Source organism: Brevibacillus brevis (genome assembly GCF_900637055.1).
Lineage (GTDB): Bacteria > Bacillota > Bacilli > Brevibacillales > Brevibacillaceae > Brevibacillus > Brevibacillus brevis.
This window is the reverse complement of sequence record NZ_LR134338.1, coordinates 5,695,001-5,720,492: the sequence shown is the minus strand read 5'-3', so window position 1 is coordinate 5,720,492 and position 25,492 is coordinate 5,695,001. Positions and strand designations below refer to the sequence as shown.

Here is a 25,492-nt window from a genome sequence, read left to right as displayed (position 1 = left end):
GAATGAAATCGTTTTGTCGTGACACTTGGGTAGAGGTTGATTTGGATGCCATCCGGGCGAACCTCGAGGCATTCAGACGCCATTTGCCAGAAAAAACGGGTATTATGGCTGTTGTGAAGGCAGACGGGTATGGTCATGGCGCTGTCCATGTCGGAAAAGAAGCGTTGGCGAGCGGTGCAGATTCACTTGCAGTTGCATTGCTCGATGAAGCGCTTATTTTGCGGAGGGCAGGGATCACAGCGCCGATTTTGGTGCTGGGATACACACCTGTCGAATCTATCGTCACCGCAAGCGAGCTGGAAGTGGAGTTAACCGCTTACAGCGTCGAATGGATCACGGAAGCGAATGAGATTCTTCGGGAAAACGATCACAAGCCTATCGGGATTCATGTAAAGATTGATACGGGCATGGGACGTTTGGGGGTTCGGACAACGGAAGATCTGTTTGCGGTTGTAGGCGCCCTTGAAGAATGCTCTAAGCTTAAGTGGACAGGCATTTTTACGCATTTTGCTTGCGCGGATGAACCAGATACAACCCATGTGCGACGACAACACGACTTGTTTCAATCCTTTTTGCAAGCACTGCGTGAAGCAAATAAAACATTGCCAACCGTTCATTGCTGCAATACGGCTGCGGCTATTGCATTTCCCGATTGGGGGTATGATACGATTCGTTTAGGCATAGGTTTATACGGATTGTATCCTTCTTTGTATATAAAAGAACGTGCGGATGTCATTCTTGTGCCCGCCCTGGCGCTCAAGACCAAAATTGCCCACGTAAAGAAGGCAGATGAGCCATTTACGGTCAGCTATGGTGCTACGTATACAGCACAGCCTGACGAGTGGATCGCAACGCTGCCGATCGGATACGCAGATGGCTATTCTCGCCTTTTGTCCAATCGGGGTGAGGTGTTGTACAATGGATCTCGCTACCCGATTGCAGGCAGAGTTTGCATGGACCAAATCATGGTCAGCCTGAAATCGACAGAAGCAGCGGTCAATGATGAGGTCGTCTTGTATGGCAAGCAAGGAGACGAGGAAATCTCCTTGGATGAAATTGCCGATTTGCTGGGAACAATCAATTACGAGGTTCCTTGTATGCTGAATTACCGAATTCCGCGCCTCTATTTGCGCGATCAGAAGGTAACAGACGTATTTCACCCATTGACAATGAAACACTCGTCCCGTGAAAATGTAAATAACTAGCAAGGGAAATCAGCAGGAATTTTCCCGTGGAACACGAATACTAGTTAAGCGAAAAAGCTGGCTTTTTTGGGTAAACGAAGTCTTCACCTGCACCTTTGGATTGTTTACACTCACGTTTTCTCACCGAAAAAGCGCACAGTAGGTATATTTTTGCAATGGATTCGACATAATGGTATTGTTCATATTGGCTGTTCTTTCTAGAACCAGCATAGCGGATGGAAGTTACGGTCATGGTTGGAGGTGGATTTGTCTTGTCGAAGTCAAACACGAAACGCATCATGATCAGCTTGCCACAACACTTGCTTCAGGAAGTGGATGGCGTTATTCAAAAGGAAAAATCCAATCGCAGCGAGTTTATTCGTCAAGCGATGCATTTGTATTTGAAAGAGCGAAAAAAACGTACAATCCGTGAGACCATGCAAAAAGGGTACATGGAGATGGCGAAGATCAATCTGAATATGGCATCGGAGGCTTTTGGCGCTGAAGAAGAGGCTGACCATACTCTTGTCCGCTTAGTTAGCGGGGTGTGACTGGTGATTGTCAAACGTGGCGATGTGTTTTTCGCGGACCTGTCCCCGGTCGTTGGCTCTGAGCAAGGAGGCGTACGGCCTGTTTTAGTCATTCAAAACGACATTGGAAATCGATTTAGTCCGACGGTCATCGTCGCAGCCATTACGGCGCAGATTCAAAAGGCGAAGCTGCCTACGCATGTGGAAATTGACGCAAAAACTTATGGATTTGATCGTGACTCCGTTATTCTATTGGAACAAATACGAACCATTGACAAACAACGTCTCACTGATAAAATTACGCATCTCGATGACGAGATGATGGATCGGGTTAATGAATCCTTGCAAATCAGTTTAGGACTCATTGATTTTTAACGTGTGAGAAAAGATCAGACTATTTGATAGGAAAAGCCACTTGAGTGAAGCAAGTGGTTTTTTGCTGTCAAATTTGCAGGGATTTCATAGGTGCACATCGAACTGTTCGAAAAGAGAATATAAGACAAAATGTGACACAATATGCTTTATTTTTCGAGGTAGAGAAAAAACTCATTTCTACCTACCAAGCGAGGCGGAAGGGGTTTTTTTGGTTGTGGCAGACTATTCTCCTGAGACAATCAATATAGAAAAAGAATCAGACATCGTAGCGGCGCGACAAGTGGGGCGAAATATGTCGAAGCTGTTTGGCTTTGGCACGATCACGCAGTCCCGCATCGCCACGTCAATCTCTGAATTGGCTCGTAACATTTATTTGTATGCGGGTAGGGGGACGATCACCATTTCGCCGATTGAGCGCGAAGGAGTGATTGGCTTGCAGATAACAGCGAATGACAGCGGTCCAGGGATTCCTGATATTCGCCAGGCATTAGATGATGGCTATTCGACTTCGGGTGCCCTCGGGGCCGGATTGCCGGGTGTCAGGCGCATGATGGATGAATTTGAGATCCACAGTACCCTGGGAGAAGGGACGCGTGTCGTTGTTGTGAAGTGGAGCGATCAAGCAAAGGAGGAATGAGATAGATGGTAACCCGGAGCTTCCAAGAAGAGTATGTAAAAATTCTTCGGGATTACCTGAGTGCTCAAGGGGAGGACCAGCTTTACGGAGCCCAGCAGTTGGGCAAATGGATGCTTTCTCAAGATATTTCGCCAGAAGAAATAACTGATTTGCATGCGCGAGCGCTTGAGCAGCTCGGGGAAGTGCCAGAGTTTGTGCGCTCCTCCTTCTCCATTTTGACAGAGGTCATGATTGAATATGGAAACGAGCACCGATCCGTAAACAGCTGGCGCAACAGGCATCAGCAGATGGAATCAGAAATAGCCGTGGCGAAGGCGATGCAGCAATCCCTTTTGCCAAGTGAGGTTCCCGTCTATCCAGAGCTGGAGATTGGCGTAGTGAGTATTGCCGCGAAACAAATCTCGGGCGACTACTACGACTTCATTGAACAAACCAAAGGTCGTTTCGGCGTCGCCATAGCAGACATTACCGGAAAAGGAATGCCTGCTGCGATGTGTATGTCGATGGTGAAATATGCGATAGACAGCCTTGGACAAATGGAGCTGGGTCCCGATGAAATGCTGCACCATTTAAACCGGATCGTGGGAAGAAATATTGATCCGAGCATGTTTGTGACGATGCTGTTTGGCAGTTACGACTCGAAGGAACACTGTTTCCGTTATGCGATGGCAGGACACGAGCCAGGATTTTTGTACAGGTCGGCCGAAGGAAAGTTTTACGATCTCGAAGGGCGAGGGAATGCACTCGGTTTATGCCCAAACAGTGAATACGCTGTTCAGGAGATTCATTTGGAAAAAAATGATGTTCTGATTCTTCTGACGGATGGTGTAACAGAATGCAAAAATAACCGATATTATTTGCAAAGGGAAGAGCTTGTACACCATTTGCAAAAAGAGGTAGGCGAATCTGCCCAAAAGATGGCAAACGGCCTGTACAATAGACTGCTTCTGCTCTCCCAGTTTGACCTGCTGGATGATTACACCATGATTGTACTTCGAAGAACCTAAGCAACGTACGGGGGGTAGACGCAGATGGACCTGCTAATTAAGACAACGAGCCTTGAAACTGAGCACCGAGTGGTCCTTGGTGGAGATATTGATGCTTTTACAGCACCGAAAGTAAAGGAAACACTCCTATCACTCGTCACCAAGCCGGATATCAATCGCATTACGGTTGATTTGGAAGCAGTAGAATACATGGACAGTACCGGAATTGGAATTTTCATCGGGATTATGAAAGAGTGCATCCAACGAAATCGTACATTTGAGGTGCACAAATTGTCTCCGCGCGTGGAAAGGCTATTTCGCATTACTGGCTTATACGATCATATTGCCATCCGCAAAGGAGAGAGCGAGTAATGGGTCCAAATCGACCTCAGGCAGACGTGATTCAATTGACTTTGCCAAGCATGGCGGAGTATTTGGGAGTAGCGCGTCTGACTGTATCCGGTGTAGCCAACCGTATGGGATTTTCTTATGAAGAGATTGAGGATATCAAGCTTGCCGTCGGAGAAGCATGCACGAATGTAGTAAGACATGCATACAAGGAAACAGAGAATCCTGGCTCCATTCATATCCAATGCCACGTTTTTGAAGATCGATTGGTGATCGAGGTAAGCGATCAGGGCGTTGGATTTTCAAATGAGCTCATTGCTGAGCAACTGACGCCGATTTATGCAGGGAAAAACCTTGAGGATTTGGATGAGGGCGGGCTCGGGCTCTATCTCATTCACACGCTTATGGATGAGGTGGAGACTCGCTCTGAATCAGGAGTAGTAGTCTCCATGACCAAGTATGTTCGGCAGGATGGGGTGGCTGGCAATGACTGGACAATCTCGGAAGCAGAAATATAGTCCAGAGGAGTTGAAGGAGCTCATTCACCTGTATGGTGAAACAAAAGATCCTGCGATACAGGAACAACTGGTGAGGGCCTATACTCCTCTTGTGGAATCGTTAGCGAAGAAGTTTGTTCGCGGACAAGTCATGTATGAAGACCTCGTGCAAGTCGGATTAATCGGCCTGCTTGCTTCCTTTCGTCGGTTCGACCCTAGTTTTGAGCGGACATTTGAGAGCTTTGCGATCCCGACTATCGTAGGGGAGATTAAGCGCTATATTCGGGACAAGACATGGAGTGTCTATGTTCCGCGCAGAGTAAAGGAGCTGAGCCCGAAGATCAAAAGGGTGGTCGACGAGCTCACGATCAAGCTGCAGCGTTCTCCCCAGATTGCGGATATTGCCAACAGCCTAGGCGTTACAGAGGAAGCGATTCTGGAAACCTTGGAAATGGGGCGCAGCTATCATTCTCTCTCCATGGACAGCGAGCTGGAAGCGGATCTGGACGGCAACACCATTTCTTTACTCGACCTAGTGGGGACGACGGAAGAAGGGTACGGAGCAGTCGAGCAGAATCTGATGCTGGAGCGGGCCCTGCAAATTTTGGATCACCGTGAAAAAGAAATCATTCAATTAACTTTTTATCAAAATTTGAGTCAGAAGCAAGCTGGGGACATCATGGGAATGTCGCAGATGCATATTTCCCGCCTTCAGCGCAGGGCGTTGGGCAAGCTGAGAGAAGCATTGAAAGTGGAACAACTGGAAACCGCGACGTAGAGGGGCCAAGTGGCTCCTCTTTTTTCTTCCCTTTTTCCAGTCCTTGTTAGCAAATGTGGTACAATAAACGACGAAGAATGAGCGCAGGAGGACAGGTATGGAGCTTACGTTGATGATCCAGACAATCGCCCAAGATACGGGTGTCAAACCTCACCAGGTGGAGCGCACGGTTGCCCTCCTGGATGAAGGAAACACGGTTCCTTTTATTGCCCGCTACCGCAAAGAAATGACGGGGCAGCTAGATGAAACACAAATTCGAGCGATTGAGGAACGCGTTCGCTATTTACGCAACCTGTCAGTGCGGAAGGAAGAGGTCGTTCGGCTCATCGATGAGCAAGGCAAACTGACGGACGAGCTGCGCACAGCTATTGAGCGTGCGACAAAGCTGCAAGAGGTAGAGGACCTGTACCGCCCTTACCGCCAAAAACGCCGCACGCGTGCAACCATGGCCAAGGAGAAGGGGCTAGAGCCGCTTGCCAACTACCTCATGAGCTTACCGAAAACCGGGAATCCGGAAGAAGAAGCAAAACCATACATCAACCCGGAAAAAGGCGTAGAGACGACTGAGCAAGCTCTGCAAGGAGCAATGGACATCGTGGCGGAACTTCTGTCTGATGACCCAGAAATTCGCCAGTGGGTTCGCCAACGCTCCGTGCAAAAAGGATTGCTTCTGACAGAGCAGAAAGCCGAAGAAGCAGACGAGAAAAATGTATACCAAATGTATTACGCATATAGTGAGCCTCTGAAAAAGGTCGTTCCCCATCGGGTACTGGCCATCAATCGGGGAGAAAATGAAGGCATCTTGAAGGTTTCCATTGAAGCGCCTGTCGCAGAGATTCTGGCTTGGATGCAAAAACGAACCATTCCTCGTGATACCGTTGCCCGCGATCTGCTGACTTTGACAGTCGAGGACGCGTACAAGCGTCTGATTGCACCTTCTATTGAACGAGAGGTGCGCGCCGAGCTGACAGAGGCAGCAGAGGAACGTGCTATTCACATCTTTGCAGAAAACCTGCGCAATTTGCTGCTTCAACCTCCTGTAAAAGGCAAAGTCGTACTTGGGGTCGATCCTGCGTTTCGGACAGGCTGTAAGCTCGCCGTTGTAGACGAAACCGGGAAACTGCTGGAGGTTGCTGTCGTTTATCCGACTCCTCCGGCCAATAAAGTGGCAGAAGCTACAGTGAAAGTGAAGCAGTTGATCGAAACCTATGGGGTTACGGTTGTGGCGATTGGGAACGGTACTGCTTCGCGCGAGACAGAACAGTTCATTGCTACGCTACTGAAAGAGCTGAAGCGAGAGGTGATGTACATCATCGTCAACGAGGCAGGTGCATCTGTGTATTCCGCATCCACACTGGCCAAGGAAGAATTCCCGGATCTGGATGTAGCAGAGCGAAGTGCGGCCTCGATCGCGCGTCGCTTGCAGGACCCGCTCGCGGAGTTGGTCAAAATCGATCCGAAGTCCGTCGGGGTTGGTCAGTACCAGCACGATGTTTCCCAATCGAGGCTGGCAGACAGTCTGCAGTTTGTGGTGGAGTCTGCCGTGAACCATGTCGGGGTAGATGTGAATACTGCTTCTCCTTCTCTATTGCAGTATGTATCAGGAATCAGCCGTCAAGTGGCGGGGAATATTGTAAAAAAACGGGACGAGATCGGGAAGTTCACGGAGCGCTCCCAGTTGAAGGCGGTTCCGCGCTTGGGTGCTAAAACGTATGAGCAGTGTATCGGGTTTCTCCGTGTGATGGACGGTGCGAATCCACTGGACAAAACGCCGATTCACCCGGAATCGTACGAGGCGACCCACCAGCTATTGTCGATGCTGGGCATTAGTGCTCAGGAGATCGGCAGTGAGAACTGCAAGGAACGCGTGCAGTCTCTGGATGTAAAAGAGACCGCTGCGAAGCTCGGGATTGGCGAGCCTACGCTGCAAGACATTGTGGACAGCCTCTTGCGTCCTGGTCGCGACCCGCGTGACGAGCTGCCAAAACCACTCTTGCGAAGTGATGTCCTCCAGCTGTCTGATCTGAGTGTGGGTATGAAGCTGCAAGGTACTGTACGTAACGTGGTCGACTTCGGAGCGTTTGTGGATATCGGTCTGAAAAACGACGGACTCGTGCACATTTCCCGTTTGAAAAAGGGCTTTGTGAAACATCCACTTGAAGTAGTGACCGTTGGCGATATCGTAGATGTATGGGTAGTAGAAATTGACGAGAAGCGTCAGCGTGTAGGGATGACCATGATCGCGCCAACGGAAGGATAAGAATGAACTAAAAGGCGGCCCCCTGTCAGTCAGGGCGGCCGCCATTTTTTTCTAAATATAAGAACCAGCAGCTGTTGAGCACTCGAATTTGGCGAACGTCCTTCCCATTAAAGGCACGTTGCAACTGCCTGCGCATCCATTGTGGCATGAAAGTACCTCCTGGAGATATTCGTCTATAGGCAATGTATGCGCCGAGACGAGCAGGAGGTGCCTAGAATTTTTATTTACTCTTCTTCTTCATGCAAATACTCCAATTGGGCTTGCAGGGCACGGATCTCTGTCAATAAAGAGATGAGCGGATACTCTGTTTCTTGTAGGGCAGCGAAGCGGCGCTCCAGACCACTGACGTACTCCAAACCATCTACGAGCGAAAGCCCGCTCTCTAACCGTTCCACATCCGCACAGTCTGCCAAAACCGTAGGCAATTCTGGGCGCTCTGTGATCGTCAATTTGTCGATTTCCTTGTAAAGTCGTTTCAATAGAGCGATTAATTGGTACATATGCGTTTCTGGCAACGAGACAAACTGTAGTCCGTCACTGGACTGCAACAATAAATAGCGCATGAGCTCCTCCACCATTCTGTCTACCGTTTAGATATGACCGTTTATTTGCACATAGTGTAGCCTATCTGTCTGGCACTTTTCAACTGGAACTGCTATGGTGAAAGGAAGGAAGCGGAGGAGATGAGATGACCGATACGGAACTGCAAATGCTGGTAGAGCAGATATCCAGCGAATTTTTTGCCAAGCCCTTTCGCCATCAGGCCCGCTTTAACAGCAGATTGCGCACGACTGGCGGGAGGTATTTGCTGCGCTCGCATGACATTGAATTGAATCCGAAGCATTTGCAGGAGCATGGTGTGGAGGAATTGATTGCGATCATTAAGCATGAGCTTTGCCATTATCATTTGCACATAGAAAAGCGCGGGTATCGTCACGCTGATCAGGATTTTCAACTGCTTCTGCGTCAGGTGGGGGGAAGCCGATACTGTCAACAGGTAGGAAACGGTCGGACGACCCTGCCTTATCGCTACGAGCTGGTATGCAAGGCATGTGGCATGAGCTACAAACGCAAACGAAAGATGAACCCGAGCCGCTATTGTTGCGGACGCTGCAAAGGAAAGCTGCTGCTGCGCGAGCTAACGACGTAAAGAGTCAGAGGCGGTTGGCTTTCTTGCGCGTCTTTTGATAGCAGGGGTATAATGAACAGACGAAAAATGTTTTCCGCGAAGGAAAAGGAGCGTTTGAAGTGGCACACGACGAATTTTCCCTGATCCGGCAATGGACGAGTCGTTCTGCGGGGCAGGAAGGGAACGGTTTGACCGTCGGGATAGGGGATGATGCCGCTGTCTTCTCCCCAGCGCCAGAAATGGAAGTCGTGGCTTGTTGCGATGCGATGGTGGAGACGGTTCATTTTTTGAAGAAAACGATGAATCCTAGTGATATCGGATATAAGGCTGTTATCAGCAATGTGAGCGATGTTGCAGCAATGGGCGGGGTTGCCCGGTATGCGCTTGTCAGTATCGCGGTAAGTCCGCAATGGACGCCTGACGAATGCCAGCAAATCTATGAAGGGATTTACGAGGCTTGTCAGACATATGGAGTTCGTGTCATAGGTGGCGATACCGTTTCTGCGCCTGATGCCCTGCACTTGAGTGTTACCGTGTTGGGCGAGGTGGAAAAAGGGCGTGCCATTCGTCGTTCTCAGGCAAAGCCTGGGCAGCTTGTTTTTGTTACAGGGCATGTCGGAACTTCTGCAGCAGGACTACATCTTCTCCTGCAGGGCGAGACTGCTGAAAGGGGCGACTCTTTACCTTGGGAAACATTGATGGATGCTCATCAGCGTCCCGTTGCCCAAATAAAGGCGGGCAGACTGCTGCTGGAATCAGGGGCATGCAGCGCGCTGAATGATGTAAGTGATGGACTTGCATCAGAGCTGTGGGAGATTGCCGAGGCGAGCGGCGTATCAATCTTGGTCGATGCTGCAACGGTACCGATCAATGACGAAGTCCGGGAGTATGCACGGCTCGTAGAGAAAGATCCGCTGGAGTGGGCTTTTTATGGCGGTGAAGATTATCAATTGGTCGGAACGCTTGCGAAAAGTCACTACGAAGCCGTAAGCAAGCAATTTGCCGCTAGTGGTGTACCGTTTACTGTCATCGGTGAAGTGGTAGCAAAAACGCATGAGCCAGAATTGATGCTTCAGCGCGATGATCAACAGCTCCCGTTGCCCAAAGCGGGATTCAACCATTTTAGGAGTGGATGAAAGAGATGAGCTATACATGGAGGCTCACGGGAGCGCAGGAGACGCAGCGCTTTGCCGAGCAACTGGCAGGTCTGCTTGAGCCGGGGGACTTCCTCGCGATGGAGGGAGATCTGGGAGCGGGCAAGACGACTTTTACCCAAGGGTTGGCCAAAGGACTAGGAGTCCGACAAGTAGTGAACAGTCCGACCTTTACTATCATAAAAGAATATCAGGGGCGCTTGCCGCTTTATCATATGGATGTCTACCGGGTAGGCGATGATCCAGACTCTCTGGGACTGGACGATTACTTTTTTGGAGAAGGTGTCTGTGTTGTAGAGTGGGCCTCTTTGATCGAGGATGTCCTGCCAACAGATCGGATGACCGTCTTCCTGCGTAGAGAAGGAGAGGAACAGCGCATGATCGAGCTGGTTCCTCAAGGGAATCGTTATGTGAAATTGTGTGAGGAGTTTGATTTTGATGCGCGTACTGGCGATTGATACATCGAATCTGGTGCTAAGTGTAGCTGTGGTAGAGGAAGAGCGGGTCTTGGCCGAAATGACGACAAACCAACAAAAAAACCATTCCGTGCGTTTGATGGACTGCGTCAGTGAACTGCTCGATGCAACAGGAACAGCGCCAGAGGAACTAAGCGGTTTCGGGGTGGCAAACGGACCGGGTTCCTATACAGGCGTGAGAATCGGCGTTGCCTCTGCGAAAAGCATGGCTTGGTCACTGAATGTGCCAGTCATTGGTGTATCCAGTCTGGAGGTAATTGCCATGAATGCCACAGGCTTCTCTGGATTGATTGTGCCGCTGTTCGATGCGCGCAGAGGTCAAGTGTATACCGGCTGTTATCGTTCCCATGGCATGGAGGCGGTGCGAGCGCAGTCCGCAGAACAAATCATCCTGTTGCGAGAATGGCTGCCACTGTTGCGAGACCTGGCGCAAGGAGAGCCGATCTTGTTCTTGGGTGAAGATGTAAGGCTGCATCGGGAGACGATTGTGCAAGAGCTCGGGAATCAGGCGCAATTTGCTTCTCCAGCTTTCAATCACCCGCGTGCTGCCCATATCGGCTATGTGGCACTGCGCAAGCTACAAGACGGCGGCAATGCGCATGAACTGGTTCCGGAGTATTTGCAACTGGCAGAAGCAGAAGCGAAGTGGCTTGCCCAAAAGCAGGCGGGGGCCGTAAAGGAGTAAAAGCATGAGTCAACCAATCGATTTGGAATATCGTTATATGACGATGCAGGACGTTGGGGCTGTGGCAGAGCTGGAGCGCTTGGCTTTTACAACTCCATGGCCGCATGATGCATTTGTCAACGAGCTGACGAGAAATCCAAATGCACGCTATGTAGTCGTCGTTCACCAAAATCGGATTATCGCTTACTGCGGCATGTGGATCGTGATCGATGAGGCACATATTACAAATATCGCCGTCCATCCACTATATCGCGGAAAAAAGGTTGGATTGGCACTGATGATTAAAATGATGGGTGTTGCCAAGATGCAGGGTGCCCATAGCATGACGCTGGAAGTTCGACCTTCGAACACAGTCGCACGGAACATGTATATCAAGCTCGGCTTCAAAGAGCATGGGCGACGCAAGGGATATTATTCGGATAACAATGAGGACGCAATCATTATGTGGGTGACATTGTAATGAACAAGACGTATACGTCGCGCTACGAGAAGCGCATACAGCAAAAATACGAAGCACATAGGGAATCAGGTGCTCCTACTTATATTTTAGGAATTGAAACAAGCTGCGACGAGACAGCGGCTGCTGTCATCCGTGATGGCCGAGAGGTGCTGTCGAACGTCATCGCTTCCCAAGCCGATATCCATAAAAGGTTTGGCGGAGTCGTGCCGGAGGTGGCTTCTCGCAGACATGTAGAGAATATTACGCTTACCATTGAAGAGGCACTGACCGAGGCCGGAAAAACGTTGGATGACATCCAGGCAATTGCGGTGACGTACGGGCCTGGGCTTGTCGGAGCCCTGTTAGTCGGCGTGGCAGCAGCAAAAGCCATTTCCATGGCCAGAGGCATCCCGCTGATTGGAGTGCATCATATCGCGGGTCATATTTACGCGAATCGTCTGGTGCAAGAAATGGAGTTTCCGCTGATTGCACTCGTTGTATCGGGCGGGCATACAGAGCTTGTCTGGATGAAGGAGCACGGTCAGTTCGAGATTTTGGGGGAAACGCGAGATGACGCGGCAGGGGAAGCGTATGACAAGGTAGCACGAGCGTTGAATATGCCGTATCCAGGCGGACCTCATATTGATCGCCTCGCACATGAAGGGGAGGCAAATGTACCGCTCCCTCGTTCATGGCTGGAGCCAGACTCCTACGATTTCAGCTTCAGTGGCTTGAAGTCAGCTGTGCTCAATACGTTGCACAATGCAGCTCAGCGAGGAGAGACGATCGAACCGGCGAATCTGGCTGCGAGCTTCCAAGACTCTGTAACGGAAGTGCTCGTAGAAAAGACGATTCGTGCAGCCCGTTCTCATGGAGCGAAGCAGGTATTGCTGGCTGGCGGTGTGGCGGCGAATCGTGGACTGCGTGAGAGACTGCAAGCGAGATGCGAGGCAGAAGGAATTCCTCTCGTGATCCCTCCGTTCTCGTTATGCACAGACAACGCTGCGATGATTGCGGCAGCAGGCTTTATCAAGTATGAAAAAGGACAGTTTGAGGGGCTTGATTTGAACGGAGTCCCAAGCTTGTCGCTTTCTGAGCAATAGATGTAAAAATGCAAGAAGGGACTATCCAAGCCGGATAGTCCCTTTCTTTTTTGTTACTTGTCGCCACGCACCTTTTCGAAAAAGGGTGCAGCTTTTTGGGGGAGTATCTCTTCAAACTGCTTCCGTTCCTCAGCAGTCAGCTGATCCTCGTGCATGACCCCGTTTTCATCCGTAATCTTTATTTTCAGATCCATGAGTTGCTTCATGATCGCCGAAAACTCCGCGTACTCTTCTTCAGTCAGCTTACTTTTCGCTTCCTGAAAGAATTTCTCGATTTCCTGATAATCCCCCTGTGTGCCACCACGCTCGATGATGGTTTGCGATGACCCGAAGATTTGATCAGCCAAATAAGGAGTAGCCAGGGCCGCAGTTGGGATCAGGATAGCCACTGCTATGATTCCACTTACCAAACGTTTTTTCATGAATAATCTCCCTTTCTTTTGCAAGAAGTCATTTTGATAGGAGAGGTACACACGACTCTCGATTTCGGGTGGGGTTTTCAACGATTCAGCATGTTGAAGAAGCTCATCGCGTAGTTGTTTGTCTATGGACATAAGAGTCTCCTCCCGATAATTCGCAATGCTTGCGTAGTGCCTTCAGTGCCAGATGATGCCTGGATTTCACGGTACCGAGCGGGATTTGCAGCAACTCGGCGATTTCATCCAGAGCATAATCGTGAAAATAGCGCAGAATGACCACTAGGCGTAACTTGTACGAAAGTGTACGAACCACTCCGAGCAATTCAAGCTGTGTCTCAGATTTGATCACTGTGGAATCTGCCCAATCAAATTGCTCATCGTGCATAAGGCGGTTTCGTTCAAAGAGCCGTATTCTTCGCCAAGCTTTCCTTTTCCAGTCCTGCACCTGACGGACGGTGATCCCGTGAAGCCAAAAGCGAAACGGCCGACTCTGATCATAGGTGTGAAAAGAACGCCACATACGAATATAGGTTTCATTCACTATGTCTTCGATGTCTTGTTTGTTGTAGACAAGAAAAGCGATCGTACGATGAACATCGGTGTGCGTAGCTTGATAAACGACGCGAAAAGCTGCTTCGTCTCCCGTCAGCATTTTTTCCAGCCAAGGGAGCAACTCTTTATCATTCATGGGGGCCCCTCCAGAACGTATTACATCCCTATATTCGCTAACAGAGGCAAAAAGGTTCAGTTGTTTCCGTCCCTCTACTATGATTTATCCACATCATAGGATAACTTTCTGGATTGTTCACATAGACTCCTGTGAATACTGGTGATAACACGAGAAAATGACCGGGAAAACCGCATGTGCTCTGTGGATTGTTCTGTGGAAAATGTGGATAAAAAAGTCGAGTTATCAACAGGAGGGAGACTCGTGAGAAAGAAACTCGCGTTGATTTGCTTGTCATTCCTGATATTGTTTCTGGCTACAAATATAGGAAATCCATTGATAGCAAAGGAAAAACAACAAGTCATCATGCTGTTTGTGGAGGGGATGTCGTTTCATGATCTGGAGCAGCTCAAAAAGTTATCAACTGTGGATAAATGGTTGGATGGTGCAGGAGCTGGGGCTCTGTCCATAAGAACACCCGGATCGCGAACGGCCGCGAACGGCTACCTGCTCATGGGGAGCGGCGGTCAAGCGCTTTACTCTGAAAAGAGCGGGACAGGCTATCATCCGTATGAAGCGCTCTCGTCCAGGGAAACAGCCGGTGAACGGGCGCAAGAGCTGGGCAGTGATCAGGCGCAGGAGGTGGCGCGCTCCTCGATCATTTTTCCGGGTATTTTCCGGCTCTTGGCAGATAATCGGGAGAAACCGTATTCTGCGCAAATTGGGCTTCTTGGAACGGTGCTTGCTGCAAACCACATTCCGGTTGCTTTATATGGAAACGGTGACTATGAGGATACCCGGCAGAGACATGCCGTTCTATTTGCAATGGATCAGCAAGGAAGGGTTCCGACAGGGGACATTTCTACAAAAAGCATGGAGCTCCTTCGTGGCTATCCGTACGGGATCAAGACAAACTACGCTTACTTGCTTGAGAAAATCCACAGCGAGCGTCAAGCGGGCTTGATTATTGCTCAACTCTCAGATTTATCCCGGTTATACCAGTTGGGTACGGATATGGACCCAGGTCAGTTTTCCTGGCAGTATCAGCGTGTTTTGCGGGACTTGTCCCTTTTCCTTAACCAGCTCCTTGTGGAACGTAAACCACACCAACGCATTGTATTGGCATCGCCAGCCGTCAATCATGTGGCGACAAAAGAAAAGGCTCTCTTATCTCCCGTGTTCATTTGGGGAGAGAAAGCGAGTGGAGTTTTGACATCAGCTACCACGAGGCAAGCGGGATTAGTCAGTGGACTGGATATGGTACCAAGCATACTGTCTTGGCTGGATGTACCCGTACCAAACGGGTTGGCTGGTCATGTCATACGTATCGAAAAAGGGAAGGGTCTCACTGCCCTTCAGAATCAGGTAGGTGAAATTCATCATACGTATGCGACACGGCCAGCAGTGCTCTATACCTACGTCATGCTGCAGATTGTCATTGTAGGATGTGCGGTCGTTCTCTGGTGGTTTGGGCGGAAGAGAGAAGGGGCAGGCCTTTTGTGGCTTCGTAGAGGAATACGTCTGGCGCTGCTGGCTTTATTGTGGTTTCCCGCATTGCTTTTGGCAGAGAGCCTGCTCGACTGGCAGGTTTCTGGCGCGGTTGTCTTGGGGGGACTGATCATGACTGCCTTGATCGCAGCTTTTTGGCAGGAAGCTCATGCTCTCTCGCGAATCGTGATGACGGTTAGCGGAGTCACGACAGCCATTCTGCTGGTGGACGGATGGACTGGCTCGCATTTGATGCGGCAATCGTACCTCGGGTATGATCCGGTAATCGGAGCGAGGTTTTACGGGCTAGGAAATGAATACGAAGGGGTCCTGATCGGCAGTACGATCATACTTGTGGCTTCGCTGTACGAGAGAATGCGTGGGGGACAAAAGGAGCTAGGTCGGGAAAATAAATGGTTGCCTGCTGTCTCCGCAGCCATATTCAGTGTCGTGCTGTACTACATGGTGGCACCGAGCCTAGGAACAGATGCAGGGGGTTTTCTTGCGGGGCTGATCGGTTTTTCCGTGGCATTGTCACGGCTTGAGGGCTGGCGAATCGGCAAAAAAGGCCTCCTGCTGTTGGCAGGCGGCCTGGTTATGGGTGTATGCAGTTTGATGGCGATCAGTCTCATGTCAGATCAGCCCTTGACCCATGTCGGACGGCTTTCTCAGCAGATTGTACATGGGGAATGGTCCGAGGTAGGGCAGATGATTGAACGCAAGCTGGCGATGAATCTCCGTTTGATTCGTGTTTCCATTTGGAGCAAAGCATTTGTCGTCTCCCTGATTGCTCTAGGCGTTCTCACCTTGAAAAACGACCGCTTTTTGCACCATCTGGCGAAGGACGCGCCTTACTTGATCAAAGGCTTTGCTGGTGTCATTGCCGGTGCACTGGCTGGGCTGATCCTCAATGACTCAGGCATCGTCACAGCAGCCACCTGCACTACCTTTCTGGTGATTCCTGCTCTCTATGCCGCCTTGGAGGAGCCTGCGCAGGAGCGCTGTTCTACGTGAAGAGGAGACTACTCCTCTGATAGCGCGCTCCACTCGTCATACAACTGCTCCAGCTCTTCTTTGGCAGCCTGGATTTGATCGTTGCGTTCTTTTGCCTGCACATGATCGCTATAAATTTCCGGGAGACAGAGTTCTTCTTCCCATCTGACAATGTCAGCCTCTCGTTTTTGGATCGAGACCTCAATCTCTTCCAAACGGCGCTGACGTTGACGCTCACGACGTTTCGCTTCCTTATCTAGCTCATAAGAGGATTTCTCAGGCTGTGCCGCTACGGTACCGCCTTGTTTTTTTGCGGGCTGCGCTGCTTGTTCGGCTGCGAGCTCTTCCAGTTCCTGCTTTTTCTCCACGAAGTAATCGTAGTTACCCAAATAGCTGGTCACGCCATCACCTGTCAGCTCTAGGACGCGTGTGGCAATCTTGTTTAAGAAGTAACGGTCATGGGAGACGAACAGGATCGTACCCGGATAATCGTAGAGGGCGTTCTCGAGCACTTCCTTGCTGAAAATATCCAAGTGGTTCGTCGGCTCGTCGAAGATCAGGAAGTTTGCTTGCTTTAACATGAGCTTTGCGAGGGAGACGCGTGCACGCTCTCCTCCAGAAAGGTCGCTGATCTTCTTTTGTACATCATCACCGCTAAACAAGAAGTTGCCGAGCAAGGTACGGACGTCCTTTTCCAGCATGTTCGGATATTCATCCCAAATTTCGCCGAGAACTGTATTCCGTTCGTTCAGGTTACGATGCTCCTGGTCGTAGTACCCGATTGTTACATTGCTTCCGAAATGAATATCGCCGCGCAGCTTAGGCAACTGTTCCACAATCGTTTTTAACAGCGTCGATTTCCCGATACCATTGGGACCGACCAAGGCCACACGCTCTTCGCGTTCGATTTCAAACGTAAGGCCCTGAGAAAGAACAGCATCCGGGTAGCCAATCGCAACGTTGTTTGCCTTCATCACGATGGTGCCGCTCATTTTCGCCACATCAAAGGAGAAGTGGACGGATTTGTTGTTCATAATCGGCTTGTCCAAGCGGTCCATCTTTTCCAACGTCTTGCGCCGGCTCTGTGCTCGTTTGGTCGTCGTAGCCCGAGCGATGTTTCGCGCGATGAAATCCTCCAGCTTGGCGATCTCTTCCTGCTGCTTTTCGAATCGCTTCAAATCCTGTTCGAGCCGAGCCGCTTTTTCATCAAGGAAGCGGCTGTAGTTACCGACATAGCGGGTAGCACGTGTCCGTTCGATTTCATAGACAACGGTCACGAGCTTGTCCAGGAAGTAACGGTCATGGGAGACTACGAGAATGGCGCCCTGATAGTTTTGCAAATACGTCTCCAGCCAAGTCAGCGTCTCGATGTCCAGGTAGTTCGTCGGCTCATCGAGCAGGAGAATGGTCGGAGATTGGAGCAGCAGCTTGGCAAGTGCCAGACGAGTCTTCTGTCCGCCGCTCAATGTGCGGATCGGCGTCGTGTAATCGAAGTCCGCAAATCGTAGGCCGTGCAATACTCCACGAATCGCACCCTCGTAGCTGTAGCCGCCCTTTTCCTTAAAGGCCTCCGAGCGGTGAGAGTAATTTTCCAACAGTTGCTGGTAACGCTTCTCATCAGCCAGTATAGCCGGATCGCCCATTTTGGCCTCGAGCTCACGAAGCTCCAGCTCTTCTTTTTGCAGATGGGAAAAAACACTCAACAGCTCATCCCAAATCGATCGTTCCGATTCAAGACCGCTGTTTTGTGCCAAATACCCAAGGGTTACATCCTTTGGGATGCGGATAATTCCTTTGTCGTAGCTTAGCTCGCCGGCGAGGATCTTCATCAGAGTCGATTTGCCTGCACCGTTTACGCCAACCAGGCCAACCCGTTCCCCGGTTTGAATTTGCAGGGAGATGTCTTGTAGAATGGTTTCGATACCATACGTTTTTTCTATATGTTCAGCTTGTAGCAAAATCATCGGATTCACCTCTTTATATACTAATGCCAGTGTAGCCTAGAGAGAGCGCATGGGACAAGCCTCGTGGGAATGTCCCAAGCACGTTATGAAAGAGGGAAGAGGTTGTCATGGACCAAAAAACGAATAAAAAACAGCTGCGAAGCCATATTTTGGAGAGACGCAAATCCATGTCTGCAAAGGAACGGGAGCAGTTTTCCAGAGAGGCATGCGATCATTTGCTGTCTCATGAAAGGCTGGCTGATGCCAAAGCAATCATGGCTTTCCATCCTTTTGGAGATGAACTGGATATTCTGCCCTTTCTACATGAGGCAAAAAAGCGAGGCCAAGACATATGGCTGCCGCTCACAAACATTGCCGAGAGACGTCTCATTCCTTATCGGTATACAGGCCCAGAAATGCTAAAGCAGGGAGTCTACGGAATTTGGGAGCCAGACCCTGCCTTGGCAGAGGAAGCGGACGTATCACACTTGGATGCGATCATTGTTCCAGGCGTTGCTTTTGACAGCAAGGGCGGGCGAATGGGGTATGGCGGTGGTTATTATGACCGTTTTCTGGCAACGCTGAAAAAGCTCCCGTTCTTGGTTGGAGTCGGCTTCTCTATTCAGGTCGTGGAGCATGTGCCCCTAGAGTCTCATGATGTTTTGCTGAATGCAGTTGTCACCGAAAAAGGTCTTCTGCATTTTTGAATGTTTTGTGTCAGCAGCTTTTACATGCCTTCTACTGTCGCGAATGGTGCTATCCCCCAAGGAAAAACGACGAGACGTTTTTGACAGAAAAGTGTACAATACTATCGAATGAGAAACCGGAGGAATGTATCGTGAGCAAATGGAAGGTAGGCGTTATTTCTGCAAGTGATTCGATTGCCAGAGGAGATCGTGTGGACGATCGTATGCCAATCGTTCGTCATCTGACAAGGGAATGGCTTCAAGTAGATGTCGCTGTATACCGTGCCGTTAGTGATGATATGGAAGATTTGCAAGAACATATGATTGAGCTCGTAGACCGCGAAAAATGCGATCTGTTGATTGTTACGGGTGGCACAGGACTTAGCCCGCGTGACGTTACGCCAGAAGTGACAGCGTGGGTCATTGACAGACCAGTCCCAGGCTTGGCCGAAGAAATGCGCCGTGCTGGTTTGAAGCAATCCCGCCGTGCGATGCTGACACGTGCAGTTGCGGGAACCAGGGGTAATTCGTTGATTATCAACCTCCCTGGTAATCCGAGAGGCGTAGAAATCTGTTTCAATGCGATTGGCGATATGCTGTCCGACGCTTTGCACATTTTGCAAGGGACGGGAGAAGCAAACGAAGATTGGGGAGGATTGCATTGGTAGAAAAACCTCAGATGCGGGAAGTGCCAGTGCGTGAAGCGATCGGAATGATGCTTCCTCACGATATGACGCAAATTTTGCCTGGAGAATTCAAAGGGCGCTTGTTTAAAAAAGGACATGTTGTCACCGAAGCGGATATTGAGCCGCTGTTGTCCATTGGCAAAGAGCATATTTATGTGCTGGAGATGCCAGAAGGCTACATCCATGAGGAAGAAGCGGGCATTCGAATCGCGAAGGCTGTTTCTGGATCAGGCTTGACCTTGACGCCTCCTTATGAGGGCAAGGTGTCGATGAAGGCCGCGAGAACAGGTTTAGCCAAAATAAACGAGGAAGCTGTCCATGCTTTGAACAAGCTTGAAGGAATTGCGTTCTCCACGATTTACGGCGATCAGGTCGTGCATCCGGGACATACATTGGCGGCTACGAGAATCATCCCGTTAATTATGGAAGAGTCTCGAATCATCGAGCTGGAGCAGCTGGCCAAACAGTTTGACGAACCGATTGTCCAAGTAAAAACGTTTCAGGATAAAAGAGTGGGACTTGTTACGACCGGGGGAGAAGTTTTCTCTGGCAGGATTGCAGACAAGTTCGGTCCTGTCATTCGAAACAAGGTGGAAGCTCTCGGCTCTACTGTCGTAGACCAGCGTTTTGCGCCAGATGACAAGGAAGCGATCGAACAGCAGATTCACTCGTTCCTCGATGAAGGGGTCGATCTGATCCTGGTCACGGGGGGCATGTCTGTCGATCCAGATGACCGCACGCCGGGAGCGATTGCAGGAGTAGGAGCGGAAGTAGTGCGTTACGGTACACCGATGCTGCCGGGCTCCATGCTGATGGTTGCTTACAAAGGCGAAGTGCCGATTCTCGGATTGCCGGGAGCGGTCATGCATGAAACGTTTACTTCCTTTGATGTATTTTTGCCGCGCATTTTGGCTGGGGAGCGAATTGTGGCTTCCGATATGACAAGACTCGGATATGGTGGTTTACGAAAGTGCTAGCTGGTTAGACTGGCAAATAACGAAAAGCAAACGACTTCACAAGAAAAAGGAGTGAACAAGTATGAGCTCAATCGGGATTCCTGGATTAATCTTAATTTTAGTTTTAGCCTTGGTGCTTTTTGGTCCGAAAAAGCTTCCAGAATTGGGGCGTGCGGTAGGTCATACTTTGAAAGAATTCAAAAATGCTACACGTAGTCTGACAAGCGACGATGAAGAAGACGATGAGGAGAAAAAGCGCAAAGAGCTAGCTTCCAAAGAAGCGTCTGCCAAAACAGCGCCGGTTGTCGCTGAGAAGGAAGCAGCGGAGCGGGAGCGAATTGAACGCGAAGTTCGTGAAAAAATGGAACGCGAGCGCTTGGAAAAAGAAATCCGCGAAAAGCTGGAGCAAGAGCGCCTGCAAATGGAAAAAGAGCAGAAGAACGCGTAACAGGTAAGGTTGGTGGTTACCATGAAGGATCAGGAAATGACAGTGGTAGAACACCTGACGGAACTGCGCAAGCGCATCATATGGGTGCTGGCCGTGTTTATTGTCGCATTGATCGTCGGTTTTTTCCTCGCCGGTCCACTCGTGGATTATTTAAAGCAAGAACCGATTGCGGATGGCGTGCCCATTGTCTCGTTGCATCCGTCAGACGCACTTCGTGTTTACATGCAGGTTGCCTTCCTTGTGGGCGCTGTCATCACACTGCCTGTAGCACTTTATCACGTTTGGCGTTTTGTTTCTCCGGGGATGGAAGTACAGGAAAAGCGGGGGACGCTTTACTTCATCCCGGCGGCTTGTTTTCTATTTATCGTTGGTATCCTGTTTGGCTATTACGTTGTTTTCCCGATGGTCATGCAGTTTATGACCAGTATTACAGCGTCGATGGGCGCAGACCCGAACTACGGAATCGCGCAATACTTTGGCTTTATGTTTAATATGGTCATTCCGTTCGGGATACTGTTCCAGCTGCCGATTATCGTCATGTTCCTGACGAGACTGCGCATCCTCAATCCAATGAGGCTGGCAAAGGCACGACGCTACGCTTACTTTGCACTGGCTGTCGTCGGAATCACCTTGACGCCTCCTGAGATTGTCAGCGATATTCTCGTGATTATCCCTTTGCTGCTGCTGTACGAGCTGAGCATTTGGCTATCCCGCGTTGTTTATCGCAAGCAATTAAAAGAACAAGAAGCGTGGGAACAAGAATACGGCAGTTTGGAAACAAACGAACCCGTTCAATAACGAGCATGAGAAAAGTCTTCTGTCCTGAGTGGCAGAGGACTTTTTTGGTATTCCAGCAGAAATTGGGAAATACTACAGACGTTATGATCCGGGAGGTGCTGAATATTGTGGCTGATCGTATGTTTGGCGTTGCTCTTTTCTGGGAGTACTGCGAATGCCGCCGGGCTGGGGGAGCCTATCGAACTGTTTGATACGGACAAGCAGCGCGTTGTGGCTAGCTTTGAAAATACAGCTGGATTTCAGGAGGAAGCCCAGCAGATTTTGCAGAGTGTGAGTGGGCGGGTCTTGGAGTTTAATCCATCGTTGGATTCCGCCATGATCGTAAAAATTCCGCTAGTCCCCCCAAAGCCGATAAAGCTAAAATCCGCGAATCTCGATGCGATGATTGCAGAGATGTTTGTTATCATGCCAAAAAAAGGGGAGCGTCGTCCGTGGCTGATTCTGCACACGAAAGAATACGAAACGGTCGTTGTGGAGTTTACCGAAAAAGTTGACCATCTGAGGGAGCAGGTGAAATTGCCGTAAAGTGGCGCTCCTTCTTGCAAAAACAAGCCCGGTCGTCCATAAAAAGCGACGAAACCGGGCTTTCGATTATTTCATGGGAGTGAGGAAGGTTTGGGTGAAGTAGTCTGTATATACGCCCACTCCTAACTGGGTGAAGCCTTTTTCAAGTACGTTTTTGCGATGGCCTGGACTGTTCATCCAGCCTTCATGGGCTTCGATAGCATCCGTGTAGCCTGCTGCAATATTCTCTCCGGCCATGCTGTAAGCGAGAGATGCACTTTTCATGCGGTCAAAAGGATTACTCCCGGTAGTCGCAGAGATGTGATCGAAGAAATTGTTGCCCTCCATGTCCATGCTGTGTTTTCGTGCCACATCGGCAGCTTTTTCGTTCCATTGAAGGGGCGGAAGCTTGTATCGGTAGCGGGAGACATTGACCAGATCGAGGATTTGCCGCTCAGATGCTGCATTGACCTGCTCTCGTTCACCGACACGAAGCGGCGGGGGATCAAAATTGGGGGCCTGGCCTTGATAGGTCCACTTCGTTTCGTAAAAACTGCCGCGCAACAGCATTTGCGTATCCATCATACGTACGGCGGTGACCTTGTTGCCATTTTGCTTGTCCAAGTAATACATGTAGGGAGTGCCGTCTTTCATGACAAGAGGGCGTTGCTGCTTTTGATTGGTAATCTGGATATGGGCCCCCTGAAAAGAGAAAGAAACAATGTTTTGTACATCCATCTGACGCTCGAGTGATTGCTGGCTGGTGCCAACGCCGATGTTTCCGAGCTTTGCTGTCGGAGCGAGCGAATACACATCGACGACTTTGTCATTTGCGATGCCGACTTGAATGTAGCGGGCAGGCTCGCGATTGTACACCCACCATTGATAGCCGAGACTGCTTGGCTCTTTGCGGGCAGGCTCACCTAATAGCTTGTATACTTCCTCAGAAGACATGCCGAGACCTATGTCAAAAATCGTGTTAGGCTTCTCCTCTCGAATGGGTGCTGCAGGTGGTTTGTTCGTTGCAGGATTTTGGGGAAGCGGCAGAGAGGCCGGGACTGCATCGGGTGTAGTCTGTTTTTCAGGCTGTCCGACGGAGAATACAGGAGGTTGACCGACCCAAGCGGTTTGAGAAGTTTCGTCCCAACCGATAGGCTTATTCAAGTGGCGACTGATCATGGGCAGAGGTACATATAGCGTTCCTTTGTATTCTAAGGAGGCTGGTATTACCTTGCCTTCCTCCGTGTAGTACCCGGGCTTTTCACTTTCGACGATTTCACGGCCATCCCAATAGATGGAGGCTGGGTTAAGGTTGACCCGTATAAAGGAAGTAGTATCCGAAGTGAAGAGACGGCTGATTCCCAAGACTCCCAGGGCAATTAAGCCAATCCAGAGCCATTTGTGCATGGAACAATTCCCTCCTTGGCGAGCTTGCCTGATTCTATGTTTCATTTATATGAGCGTGTCCGAATACTAGAACCTTTTTGCTAGAGAATGCAATTTAATAGGAGGAAGAGGAGTCAAGCAGTTGCAAATGGAAAAAAGTGAGGGAAACTACTTGCAAAGTACATAGTGATTCATTATTATAGGAATTGGGTGTTAGCACTCATAACAGTCGAGTGCTAACAACGTAAATTTGTTTACCTACATTTTTTGAGGAGGGTGTTTTTAGTGCTTAAGCCATTGGGTGACCGTGTGGTAATCGAAGCTATCTCCAAAGACGAAACGACTGCAAGCGGTATCGTTTTGCCTGATTCTGCAAAGGAAAAACCGCAAGAAGGCCGCGTAATCGCAGTAGGTTCTGGCCGTGTTGCTGACAACGGCGAGCGCATCGCTTTGGAAGTAAAAGAAGGCGATAAAGTAATCTTCTCCAAATACGCTGGTACTGAAGTAAAGGTAGACAACAAGGAATACCTCGTGCTGCGCGAATCCGATATCCTCGCGATCATCGGTTAAGGCTCTTAACATAGGAAGTCGAACGAATAAACACATAACAGGAGGTTGAGTTTAGATGGCAAAACAAGTCAAATTCTCTGAAGACGCTCGCCGCTCCATGCTCCGCGGTGTTGAAACTTTGGCAAATGCGGTTAAAGTAACCCTCGGTCCAAAAGGCCGTAACGTGGTTCTTGAGAAAAAATTCGGTTCTCCGTTGATCACAAACGACGGTGTAACGATCGCGAAAGAAATCGAGCTGGAAGATGCTTACGAAAACATGGGTGCGCAACTGGTTAAAGAAGTTGCTACCAAAACCAACGACATCGCTGGTGACGGTACAACAACTGCAACTGTACTTGCTGCAGCTATGATCCGTGAAGGTCTGAAAAACGTAACTGCTGGCGCTAACCCAATGGTTATCCGCCGTGGTATGGAAAAAGCAGTTCGTGCAGCTGTAGAAGAAATCAAATCCATCGCGAAGCCGGTTGAGAACAAATCCTCTATCGCGCAAGTAGCTGCGATTTCCGCTGACGATCAAGAAGTAGGTAACCTGATCGCTGAAGCAATGGAAAAAGTGGGTAAAGATGGCGTAATCACTGTTGAAGAATCCAAAGGATTCGTAACAGAGCTGGAAGTAGTAGAAGGTATGCAATTTGACCGTGGCTACGCTTCCCCTTACATGATCACTGACACTGACAAGATGGAAGCGGTTCTGAACAACCCTTACATCCTGATCACTGACAAAAAAATCTCCAACATCCAGGAAGTTCTGCCTGTACTGGAGCAAGTCGTACAAAGCGGCAAACCACTCCTGATCATTGCTGAGGATGTTGAAGGCGAAGCGCTCGCTACTCTCGTAGTGAACAAACTGCGTGGTACCTTCACAGCTGTAGCAGTTAAAGCTCCTGGCTTCGGCGATCGCCGCAAAGCTATGCTGCAAGACATCGCTGCTCTGACTGGCGGCGAAGTAATCACAGAAGAGCTGGGTCTGGACCTGAAATCCACTAAGCTGGAGCAACTGGGCCGCGCTGGCAAAATCGTGGTTACAAAAGAAAACACAACTGTTGTTGAAGGTGCTGGCGACAAGGCTTCCATCGAGAGCCGCGTAACGCAAATCCGTCAACAAATCGAAGATACTACTTCCGATTTCGATCGTGAAAAACTGCAAGAGCGTTTGGCTAAATTGGCTGGCGGCGTAGCAGTAATCAAAGTCGGTGCAGCTACTGAAACCGAACTGAAAGAGAAAAAACTCCGCATCGAGGACGCTCTGAACTCTACTCGCGCAGCAGTAGAAGAAGGTATCGTACCTGGTGGTGGTACTACTTTGATCAACGCAATCAAAGCGGTTGAAGCGATCAACGTAGGTGGCGAAGAGGCTGTAGGTGTAC

The 25,492-nt window shown here is 49.8% G+C and carries 30 protein-coding genes (1 of these 30 only partly in view); 24 read left to right on the top strand and 6 right to left on the bottom strand.

The window, feature by feature from the left end; genetic code table 11:
• Nucleotides 1–2: 2 nt before the first annotated feature.
• From alr to EL268_RS27700, 9 genes are all read left to right on the top strand, one after another.
• Nucleotides 3–1,205, top strand: a complete 1,203-nt coding sequence (alr, locus tag EL268_RS27740; protein WP_106652690.1) for an alanine racemase — start codon at nucleotides 3–5, stop codon at nucleotides 1,203–1,205.
• A 230-nt stretch (nucleotides 1,206–1,435) separates the two neighbouring features.
• Complete coding sequence (locus tag EL268_RS27735; RefSeq protein WP_007721089.1) at nucleotides 1,436–1,735, top strand: CopG family ribbon-helix-helix protein; 300 nt, start codon at nucleotides 1,436–1,438, stop codon at nucleotides 1,733–1,735.
• A 3-nt stretch (nucleotides 1,736–1,738) separates the two neighbouring features.
• On the top strand, nucleotides 1,739–2,089 hold the full coding sequence (locus tag EL268_RS27730; RefSeq protein ID WP_005830205.1) for a type II toxin-antitoxin system PemK/MazF family toxin: 351 nt from the start codon (nucleotides 1,739–1,741) through the stop codon (nucleotides 2,087–2,089).
• A gap of 208 nt (nucleotides 2,090–2,297) precedes the next feature.
• Nucleotides 2,298–2,726, top strand: coding sequence for an anti-sigma regulatory factor (locus EL268_RS27725; protein WP_106652691.1), 429 nt, complete (start codon nucleotides 2,298–2,300; stop codon nucleotides 2,724–2,726).
• A 5-nt stretch (nucleotides 2,727–2,731) separates the two neighbouring features.
• A complete protein-coding gene (locus EL268_RS27720) occupies nucleotides 2,732–3,733 on the top strand; it encodes a PP2C family protein-serine/threonine phosphatase (protein WP_106652692.1) in 1,002 nt (333 codons plus the stop codon).
• Nucleotides 3,734–3,757: 24 nt separating this feature from the next.
• Complete coding sequence (locus tag EL268_RS27715; RefSeq protein ID WP_106652693.1) at nucleotides 3,758–4,084, top strand: anti-sigma factor antagonist; 327 nt, start codon at nucleotides 3,758–3,760, stop codon at nucleotides 4,082–4,084.
• The gene (gene rsbW, locus EL268_RS27710) at nucleotides 4,084–4,578 is read left to right on the top strand and encodes an anti-sigma B factor RsbW (protein ID WP_106652694.1); all 495 of its coding nucleotides are present in this window, start codon (nucleotides 4,084–4,086) and stop codon (nucleotides 4,576–4,578) included. The genes EL268_RS27715 and rsbW overlap by 1 nt, the downstream gene beginning before the upstream one ends.
• The gene (gene sigB / locus EL268_RS27705) at nucleotides 4,547–5,335 is read left to right on the top strand and encodes an RNA polymerase sigma factor SigB (RefSeq protein ID WP_007721066.1); all 789 of its coding nucleotides are present in this window, start codon (nucleotides 4,547–4,549) and stop codon (nucleotides 5,333–5,335) included. Before rsbW ends, sigB begins: the two co-directional genes overlap by 32 nt.
• A gap of 97 nt (nucleotides 5,336–5,432) precedes the next feature.
• Nucleotides 5,433–7,595, top strand: coding sequence for a Tex family protein (locus EL268_RS27700; RefSeq protein ID WP_106652695.1), 2,163 nt, complete (start codon nucleotides 5,433–5,435; stop codon nucleotides 7,593–7,595).
• 25 nt (nucleotides 7,596–7,620) lie between these two features.
• Here EL268_RS27700 and cmpA read toward each other — a convergent pair whose 3' ends face one another.
• Nucleotides 7,621–7,743 (bottom strand): cortex morphogenetic protein CmpA, encoded by a 123-nt coding sequence (gene cmpA / locus EL268_RS27695; protein ID WP_012684250.1) that lies wholly within the window; start codon nucleotides 7,741–7,743, stop codon nucleotides 7,621–7,623.
• A 76-nt stretch (nucleotides 7,744–7,819) separates the two neighbouring features.
• Complete coding sequence (locus EL268_RS27690; protein WP_106652696.1) at nucleotides 7,820–8,158, bottom strand: hydrolase/acyltransferase; 339 nt, start codon at nucleotides 8,156–8,158, stop codon at nucleotides 7,820–7,822.
• A gap of 125 nt (nucleotides 8,159–8,283) precedes the next feature.
• Between EL268_RS27690 and EL268_RS27685 the strand changes: the two genes are divergently transcribed.
• The 6 genes from EL268_RS27685 to tsaD all read left to right on the top strand — a co-directional run bounded on the left by EL268_RS27685 (nucleotide 8,284) and on the right by tsaD (nucleotide 12,581).
• Nucleotides 8,284–8,745: a SprT family protein gene (locus EL268_RS27685; RefSeq protein ID WP_106652697.1), complete on the top strand. Its 462-nt coding sequence runs from the start codon at nucleotides 8,284–8,286 to the stop codon at nucleotides 8,743–8,745.
• A gap of 98 nt (nucleotides 8,746–8,843) precedes the next feature.
• Complete coding sequence (gene thiL, locus EL268_RS27680; protein ID WP_106652698.1) at nucleotides 8,844–9,860, top strand: thiamine-phosphate kinase; 1,017 nt, start codon at nucleotides 8,844–8,846, stop codon at nucleotides 9,858–9,860.
• A 5-nt stretch (nucleotides 9,861–9,865) separates the two neighbouring features.
• On the top strand, nucleotides 9,866–10,336 hold the full coding sequence (tsaE, locus tag EL268_RS27675) for a tRNA (adenosine(37)-N6)-threonylcarbamoyltransferase complex ATPase subunit type 1 TsaE (RefSeq protein ID WP_048036252.1): 471 nt from the start codon (nucleotides 9,866–9,868) through the stop codon (nucleotides 10,334–10,336).
• Nucleotides 10,317–11,039 (top strand): tRNA (adenosine(37)-N6)-threonylcarbamoyltransferase complex dimerization subunit type 1 TsaB, encoded by a 723-nt coding sequence (gene tsaB, locus EL268_RS27670; protein ID WP_106652699.1) that lies wholly within the window; start codon nucleotides 10,317–10,319, stop codon nucleotides 11,037–11,039. The genes tsaE and tsaB overlap by 20 nt, the downstream gene beginning before the upstream one ends.
• 4 nt (nucleotides 11,040–11,043) lie before the next feature.
• Nucleotides 11,044–11,499 carry a ribosomal protein S18-alanine N-acetyltransferase gene (gene rimI, locus EL268_RS27665; RefSeq protein ID WP_106652700.1) on the top strand — a complete coding sequence of 152 codons (456 nt, stop codon included), beginning with the start codon at nucleotides 11,044–11,046 and terminating at the stop codon, nucleotides 11,497–11,499.
• Nucleotides 11,499–12,581, top strand: coding sequence for a tRNA (adenosine(37)-N6)-threonylcarbamoyltransferase complex transferase subunit TsaD (gene tsaD / locus EL268_RS27660; RefSeq protein ID WP_106652701.1), 1,083 nt, complete (start codon nucleotides 11,499–11,501; stop codon nucleotides 12,579–12,581). Before rimI ends, tsaD begins: the two co-directional genes overlap by 1 nt.
• A 53-nt stretch (nucleotides 12,582–12,634) precedes the next feature.
• Here the strand turns inward: tsaD and EL268_RS27655 are convergent, their stop codons facing one another.
• The gene (locus EL268_RS27655) at nucleotides 12,635–13,135 is read right to left on the bottom strand and encodes a DUF3600 domain-containing protein (RefSeq protein ID WP_106652702.1); all 501 of its coding nucleotides are present in this window, start codon (nucleotides 13,133–13,135) and stop codon (nucleotides 12,635–12,637) included.
• On the bottom strand, nucleotides 13,107–13,688 hold the full coding sequence (locus EL268_RS27650; protein WP_106652703.1) for a sigma-70 family RNA polymerase sigma factor: 582 nt from the start codon (nucleotides 13,686–13,688) through the stop codon (nucleotides 13,107–13,109). The genes EL268_RS27655 and EL268_RS27650 overlap by 29 nt, the downstream gene beginning before the upstream one ends.
• A gap of 243 nt (nucleotides 13,689–13,931) precedes the next feature.
• Here EL268_RS27650 and EL268_RS27645 point away from each other — a divergent pair, with 243 nt between their 5' ends.
• A complete protein-coding gene (locus EL268_RS27645; protein ID WP_106652704.1) occupies nucleotides 13,932–16,169 on the top strand; it encodes a hypothetical protein in 2,238 nt (745 codons plus the stop codon).
• A gap of 8 nt (nucleotides 16,170–16,177) precedes the next feature.
• On the opposite strand, the gene EL268_RS27640 is transcribed toward EL268_RS27645, so the two are convergent.
• On the bottom strand, nucleotides 16,178–18,112 hold the full coding sequence (locus EL268_RS27640) for an ABC-F family ATP-binding cassette domain-containing protein (protein ID WP_106652705.1): 1,935 nt from the start codon (nucleotides 18,110–18,112) through the stop codon (nucleotides 16,178–16,180).
• Nucleotides 18,113–18,219: 107 nt separating this feature from the next.
• Here EL268_RS27640 and EL268_RS27635 point away from each other — a divergent pair, with 107 nt between their 5' ends.
• From EL268_RS27635 to EL268_RS27610, 6 genes are all read left to right on the top strand, one after another.
• Nucleotides 18,220–18,798 (top strand): 5-formyltetrahydrofolate cyclo-ligase, encoded by a 579-nt coding sequence (locus EL268_RS27635; protein ID WP_106652706.1) that lies wholly within the window; start codon nucleotides 18,220–18,222, stop codon nucleotides 18,796–18,798.
• A 131-nt stretch (nucleotides 18,799–18,929) separates the two neighbouring features.
• On the top strand, nucleotides 18,930–19,445 hold the full coding sequence (locus EL268_RS27630; RefSeq protein WP_106652707.1) for a MogA/MoaB family molybdenum cofactor biosynthesis protein: 516 nt from the start codon (nucleotides 18,930–18,932) through the stop codon (nucleotides 19,443–19,445).
• Complete coding sequence (locus tag EL268_RS27625) at nucleotides 19,439–20,440, top strand: molybdopterin-binding protein (protein WP_016740771.1); 1,002 nt, start codon at nucleotides 19,439–19,441, stop codon at nucleotides 20,438–20,440. The genes EL268_RS27630 and EL268_RS27625 overlap by 7 nt, the downstream gene beginning before the upstream one ends.
• 61 nt (nucleotides 20,441–20,501) lie before the next feature.
• A complete protein-coding gene (gene tatA / locus EL268_RS27620) occupies nucleotides 20,502–20,867 on the top strand; it encodes a twin-arginine translocase TatA/TatE family subunit (protein ID WP_106652708.1) in 366 nt (121 codons plus the stop codon).
• A 21-nt stretch (nucleotides 20,868–20,888) separates the two neighbouring features.
• Nucleotides 20,889–21,665 (top strand): twin-arginine translocase subunit TatC, encoded by a 777-nt coding sequence (tatC, locus tag EL268_RS27615; protein WP_047074049.1) that lies wholly within the window; start codon nucleotides 20,889–20,891, stop codon nucleotides 21,663–21,665.
• 105 nt (nucleotides 21,666–21,770) lie between these two features.
• Entirely contained in the window at nucleotides 21,771–22,190 is a 420-nt protein-coding gene (locus EL268_RS27610) for a hypothetical protein (RefSeq protein ID WP_106652709.1), read from the top strand.
• A gap of 66 nt (nucleotides 22,191–22,256) precedes the next feature.
• Here EL268_RS27610 and EL268_RS27605 read toward each other — a convergent pair whose 3' ends face one another.
• Nucleotides 22,257–23,576: a CAP domain-containing protein gene (locus tag EL268_RS27605; RefSeq protein ID WP_106652710.1), complete on the bottom strand. Its 1,320-nt coding sequence runs from the start codon at nucleotides 23,574–23,576 to the stop codon at nucleotides 22,257–22,259.
• A gap of 264 nt (nucleotides 23,577–23,840) precedes the next feature.
• Here EL268_RS27605 and groES point away from each other — a divergent pair, with 264 nt between their 5' ends.
• Both groES and groL read left to right on the top strand, forming a co-directional pair.
• The gene (gene groES / locus EL268_RS27600; protein WP_007721023.1) at nucleotides 23,841–24,125 is read left to right on the top strand and encodes a co-chaperone GroES; all 285 of its coding nucleotides are present in this window, start codon (nucleotides 23,841–23,843) and stop codon (nucleotides 24,123–24,125) included.
• Nucleotides 24,126–24,180: 55 nt separating this feature from the next.
• Nucleotides 24,181–25,492: the 5' portion of a chaperonin GroEL gene (gene groL, locus EL268_RS27595; protein ID WP_047074052.1), read on the top strand. 320 nt of this gene lie beyond the right edge of the window; the window shows 1,312 of its 1,632 coding nt (coding positions 1–1,312); it begins with the start codon at nucleotides 24,181–24,183; the stop codon falls past the right edge of the window.

Excerpts from the sequence above, each read along its gene's own strand:
- alr (WP_106652690.1), top strand. The coding sequence starts at position 3 with ATGAAATCGTTTTGTCGTGACACTTGGGTAGAGGTTGATTTGGATGCC.
- EL268_RS27735 (WP_007721089.1), top strand. The coding sequence starts at position 1,436 with ATGGTTGGAGGTGGATTTGTCTTGTCGAAGTCAAACACGAAACGCATC.
- EL268_RS27720 (WP_106652692.1), top strand. The coding sequence starts at position 2,732 with ATGGTAACCCGGAGCTTCCAAGAAGAGTATGTAAAAATTCTTCGGGAT.
- EL268_RS27715 (WP_106652693.1), top strand. The coding sequence starts at position 3,758 with ATGGACCTGCTAATTAAGACAACGAGCCTTGAAACTGAGCACCGAGTG.
- rsbW (WP_106652694.1), top strand. The coding sequence starts at position 4,084 with ATGGGTCCAAATCGACCTCAGGCAGACGTGATTCAATTGACTTTGCCA.
- sigB (WP_007721066.1), top strand. The coding sequence starts at position 4,547 with ATGACTGGACAATCTCGGAAGCAGAAATATAGTCCAGAGGAGTTGAAG.
- EL268_RS27700 (WP_106652695.1), top strand. The coding sequence starts at position 5,433 with ATGGAGCTTACGTTGATGATCCAGACAATCGCCCAAGATACGGGTGTC.
- cmpA (WP_012684250.1), bottom strand. The coding sequence starts at position 7,743 with ATGCCACAATGGATGCGCAGGCAGTTGCAACGTGCCTTTAATGGGAAG.
- EL268_RS27690 (WP_106652696.1), bottom strand. The coding sequence starts at position 8,158 with ATGCGCTATTTATTGTTGCAGTCCAGTGACGGACTACAGTTTGTCTCG.
- EL268_RS27685 (WP_106652697.1), top strand. The coding sequence starts at position 8,284 with ATGACCGATACGGAACTGCAAATGCTGGTAGAGCAGATATCCAGCGAA.
- tsaE (WP_048036252.1), top strand. The coding sequence starts at position 9,866 with ATGAGCTATACATGGAGGCTCACGGGAGCGCAGGAGACGCAGCGCTTT.
- tsaB (WP_106652699.1), top strand. The coding sequence starts at position 10,317 with ATGCGCGTACTGGCGATTGATACATCGAATCTGGTGCTAAGTGTAGCT.
- rimI (WP_106652700.1), top strand. The coding sequence starts at position 11,044 with ATGAGTCAACCAATCGATTTGGAATATCGTTATATGACGATGCAGGAC.
- tsaD (WP_106652701.1), top strand. The coding sequence starts at position 11,499 with ATGAACAAGACGTATACGTCGCGCTACGAGAAGCGCATACAGCAAAAA.
- EL268_RS27655 (WP_106652702.1), bottom strand. The coding sequence starts at position 13,135 with ATGTCCATAGACAAACAACTACGCGATGAGCTTCTTCAACATGCTGAA.
- EL268_RS27650 (WP_106652703.1), bottom strand. The coding sequence starts at position 13,688 with ATGAATGATAAAGAGTTGCTCCCTTGGCTGGAAAAAATGCTGACGGGA.
- EL268_RS27640 (WP_106652705.1), bottom strand. The coding sequence starts at position 18,112 with ATGATTTTGCTACAAGCTGAACATATAGAAAAAACGTATGGTATCGAA.
- EL268_RS27635 (WP_106652706.1), top strand. The coding sequence starts at position 18,220 with ATGGACCAAAAAACGAATAAAAAACAGCTGCGAAGCCATATTTTGGAG.
- tatA (WP_106652708.1), top strand. The coding sequence starts at position 20,502 with ATGAGCTCAATCGGGATTCCTGGATTAATCTTAATTTTAGTTTTAGCC.
- tatC (WP_047074049.1), top strand. The coding sequence starts at position 20,889 with ATGAAGGATCAGGAAATGACAGTGGTAGAACACCTGACGGAACTGCGC.
- EL268_RS27605 (WP_106652710.1), bottom strand. The coding sequence starts at position 23,576 with ATGCACAAATGGCTCTGGATTGGCTTAATTGCCCTGGGAGTCTTGGGA.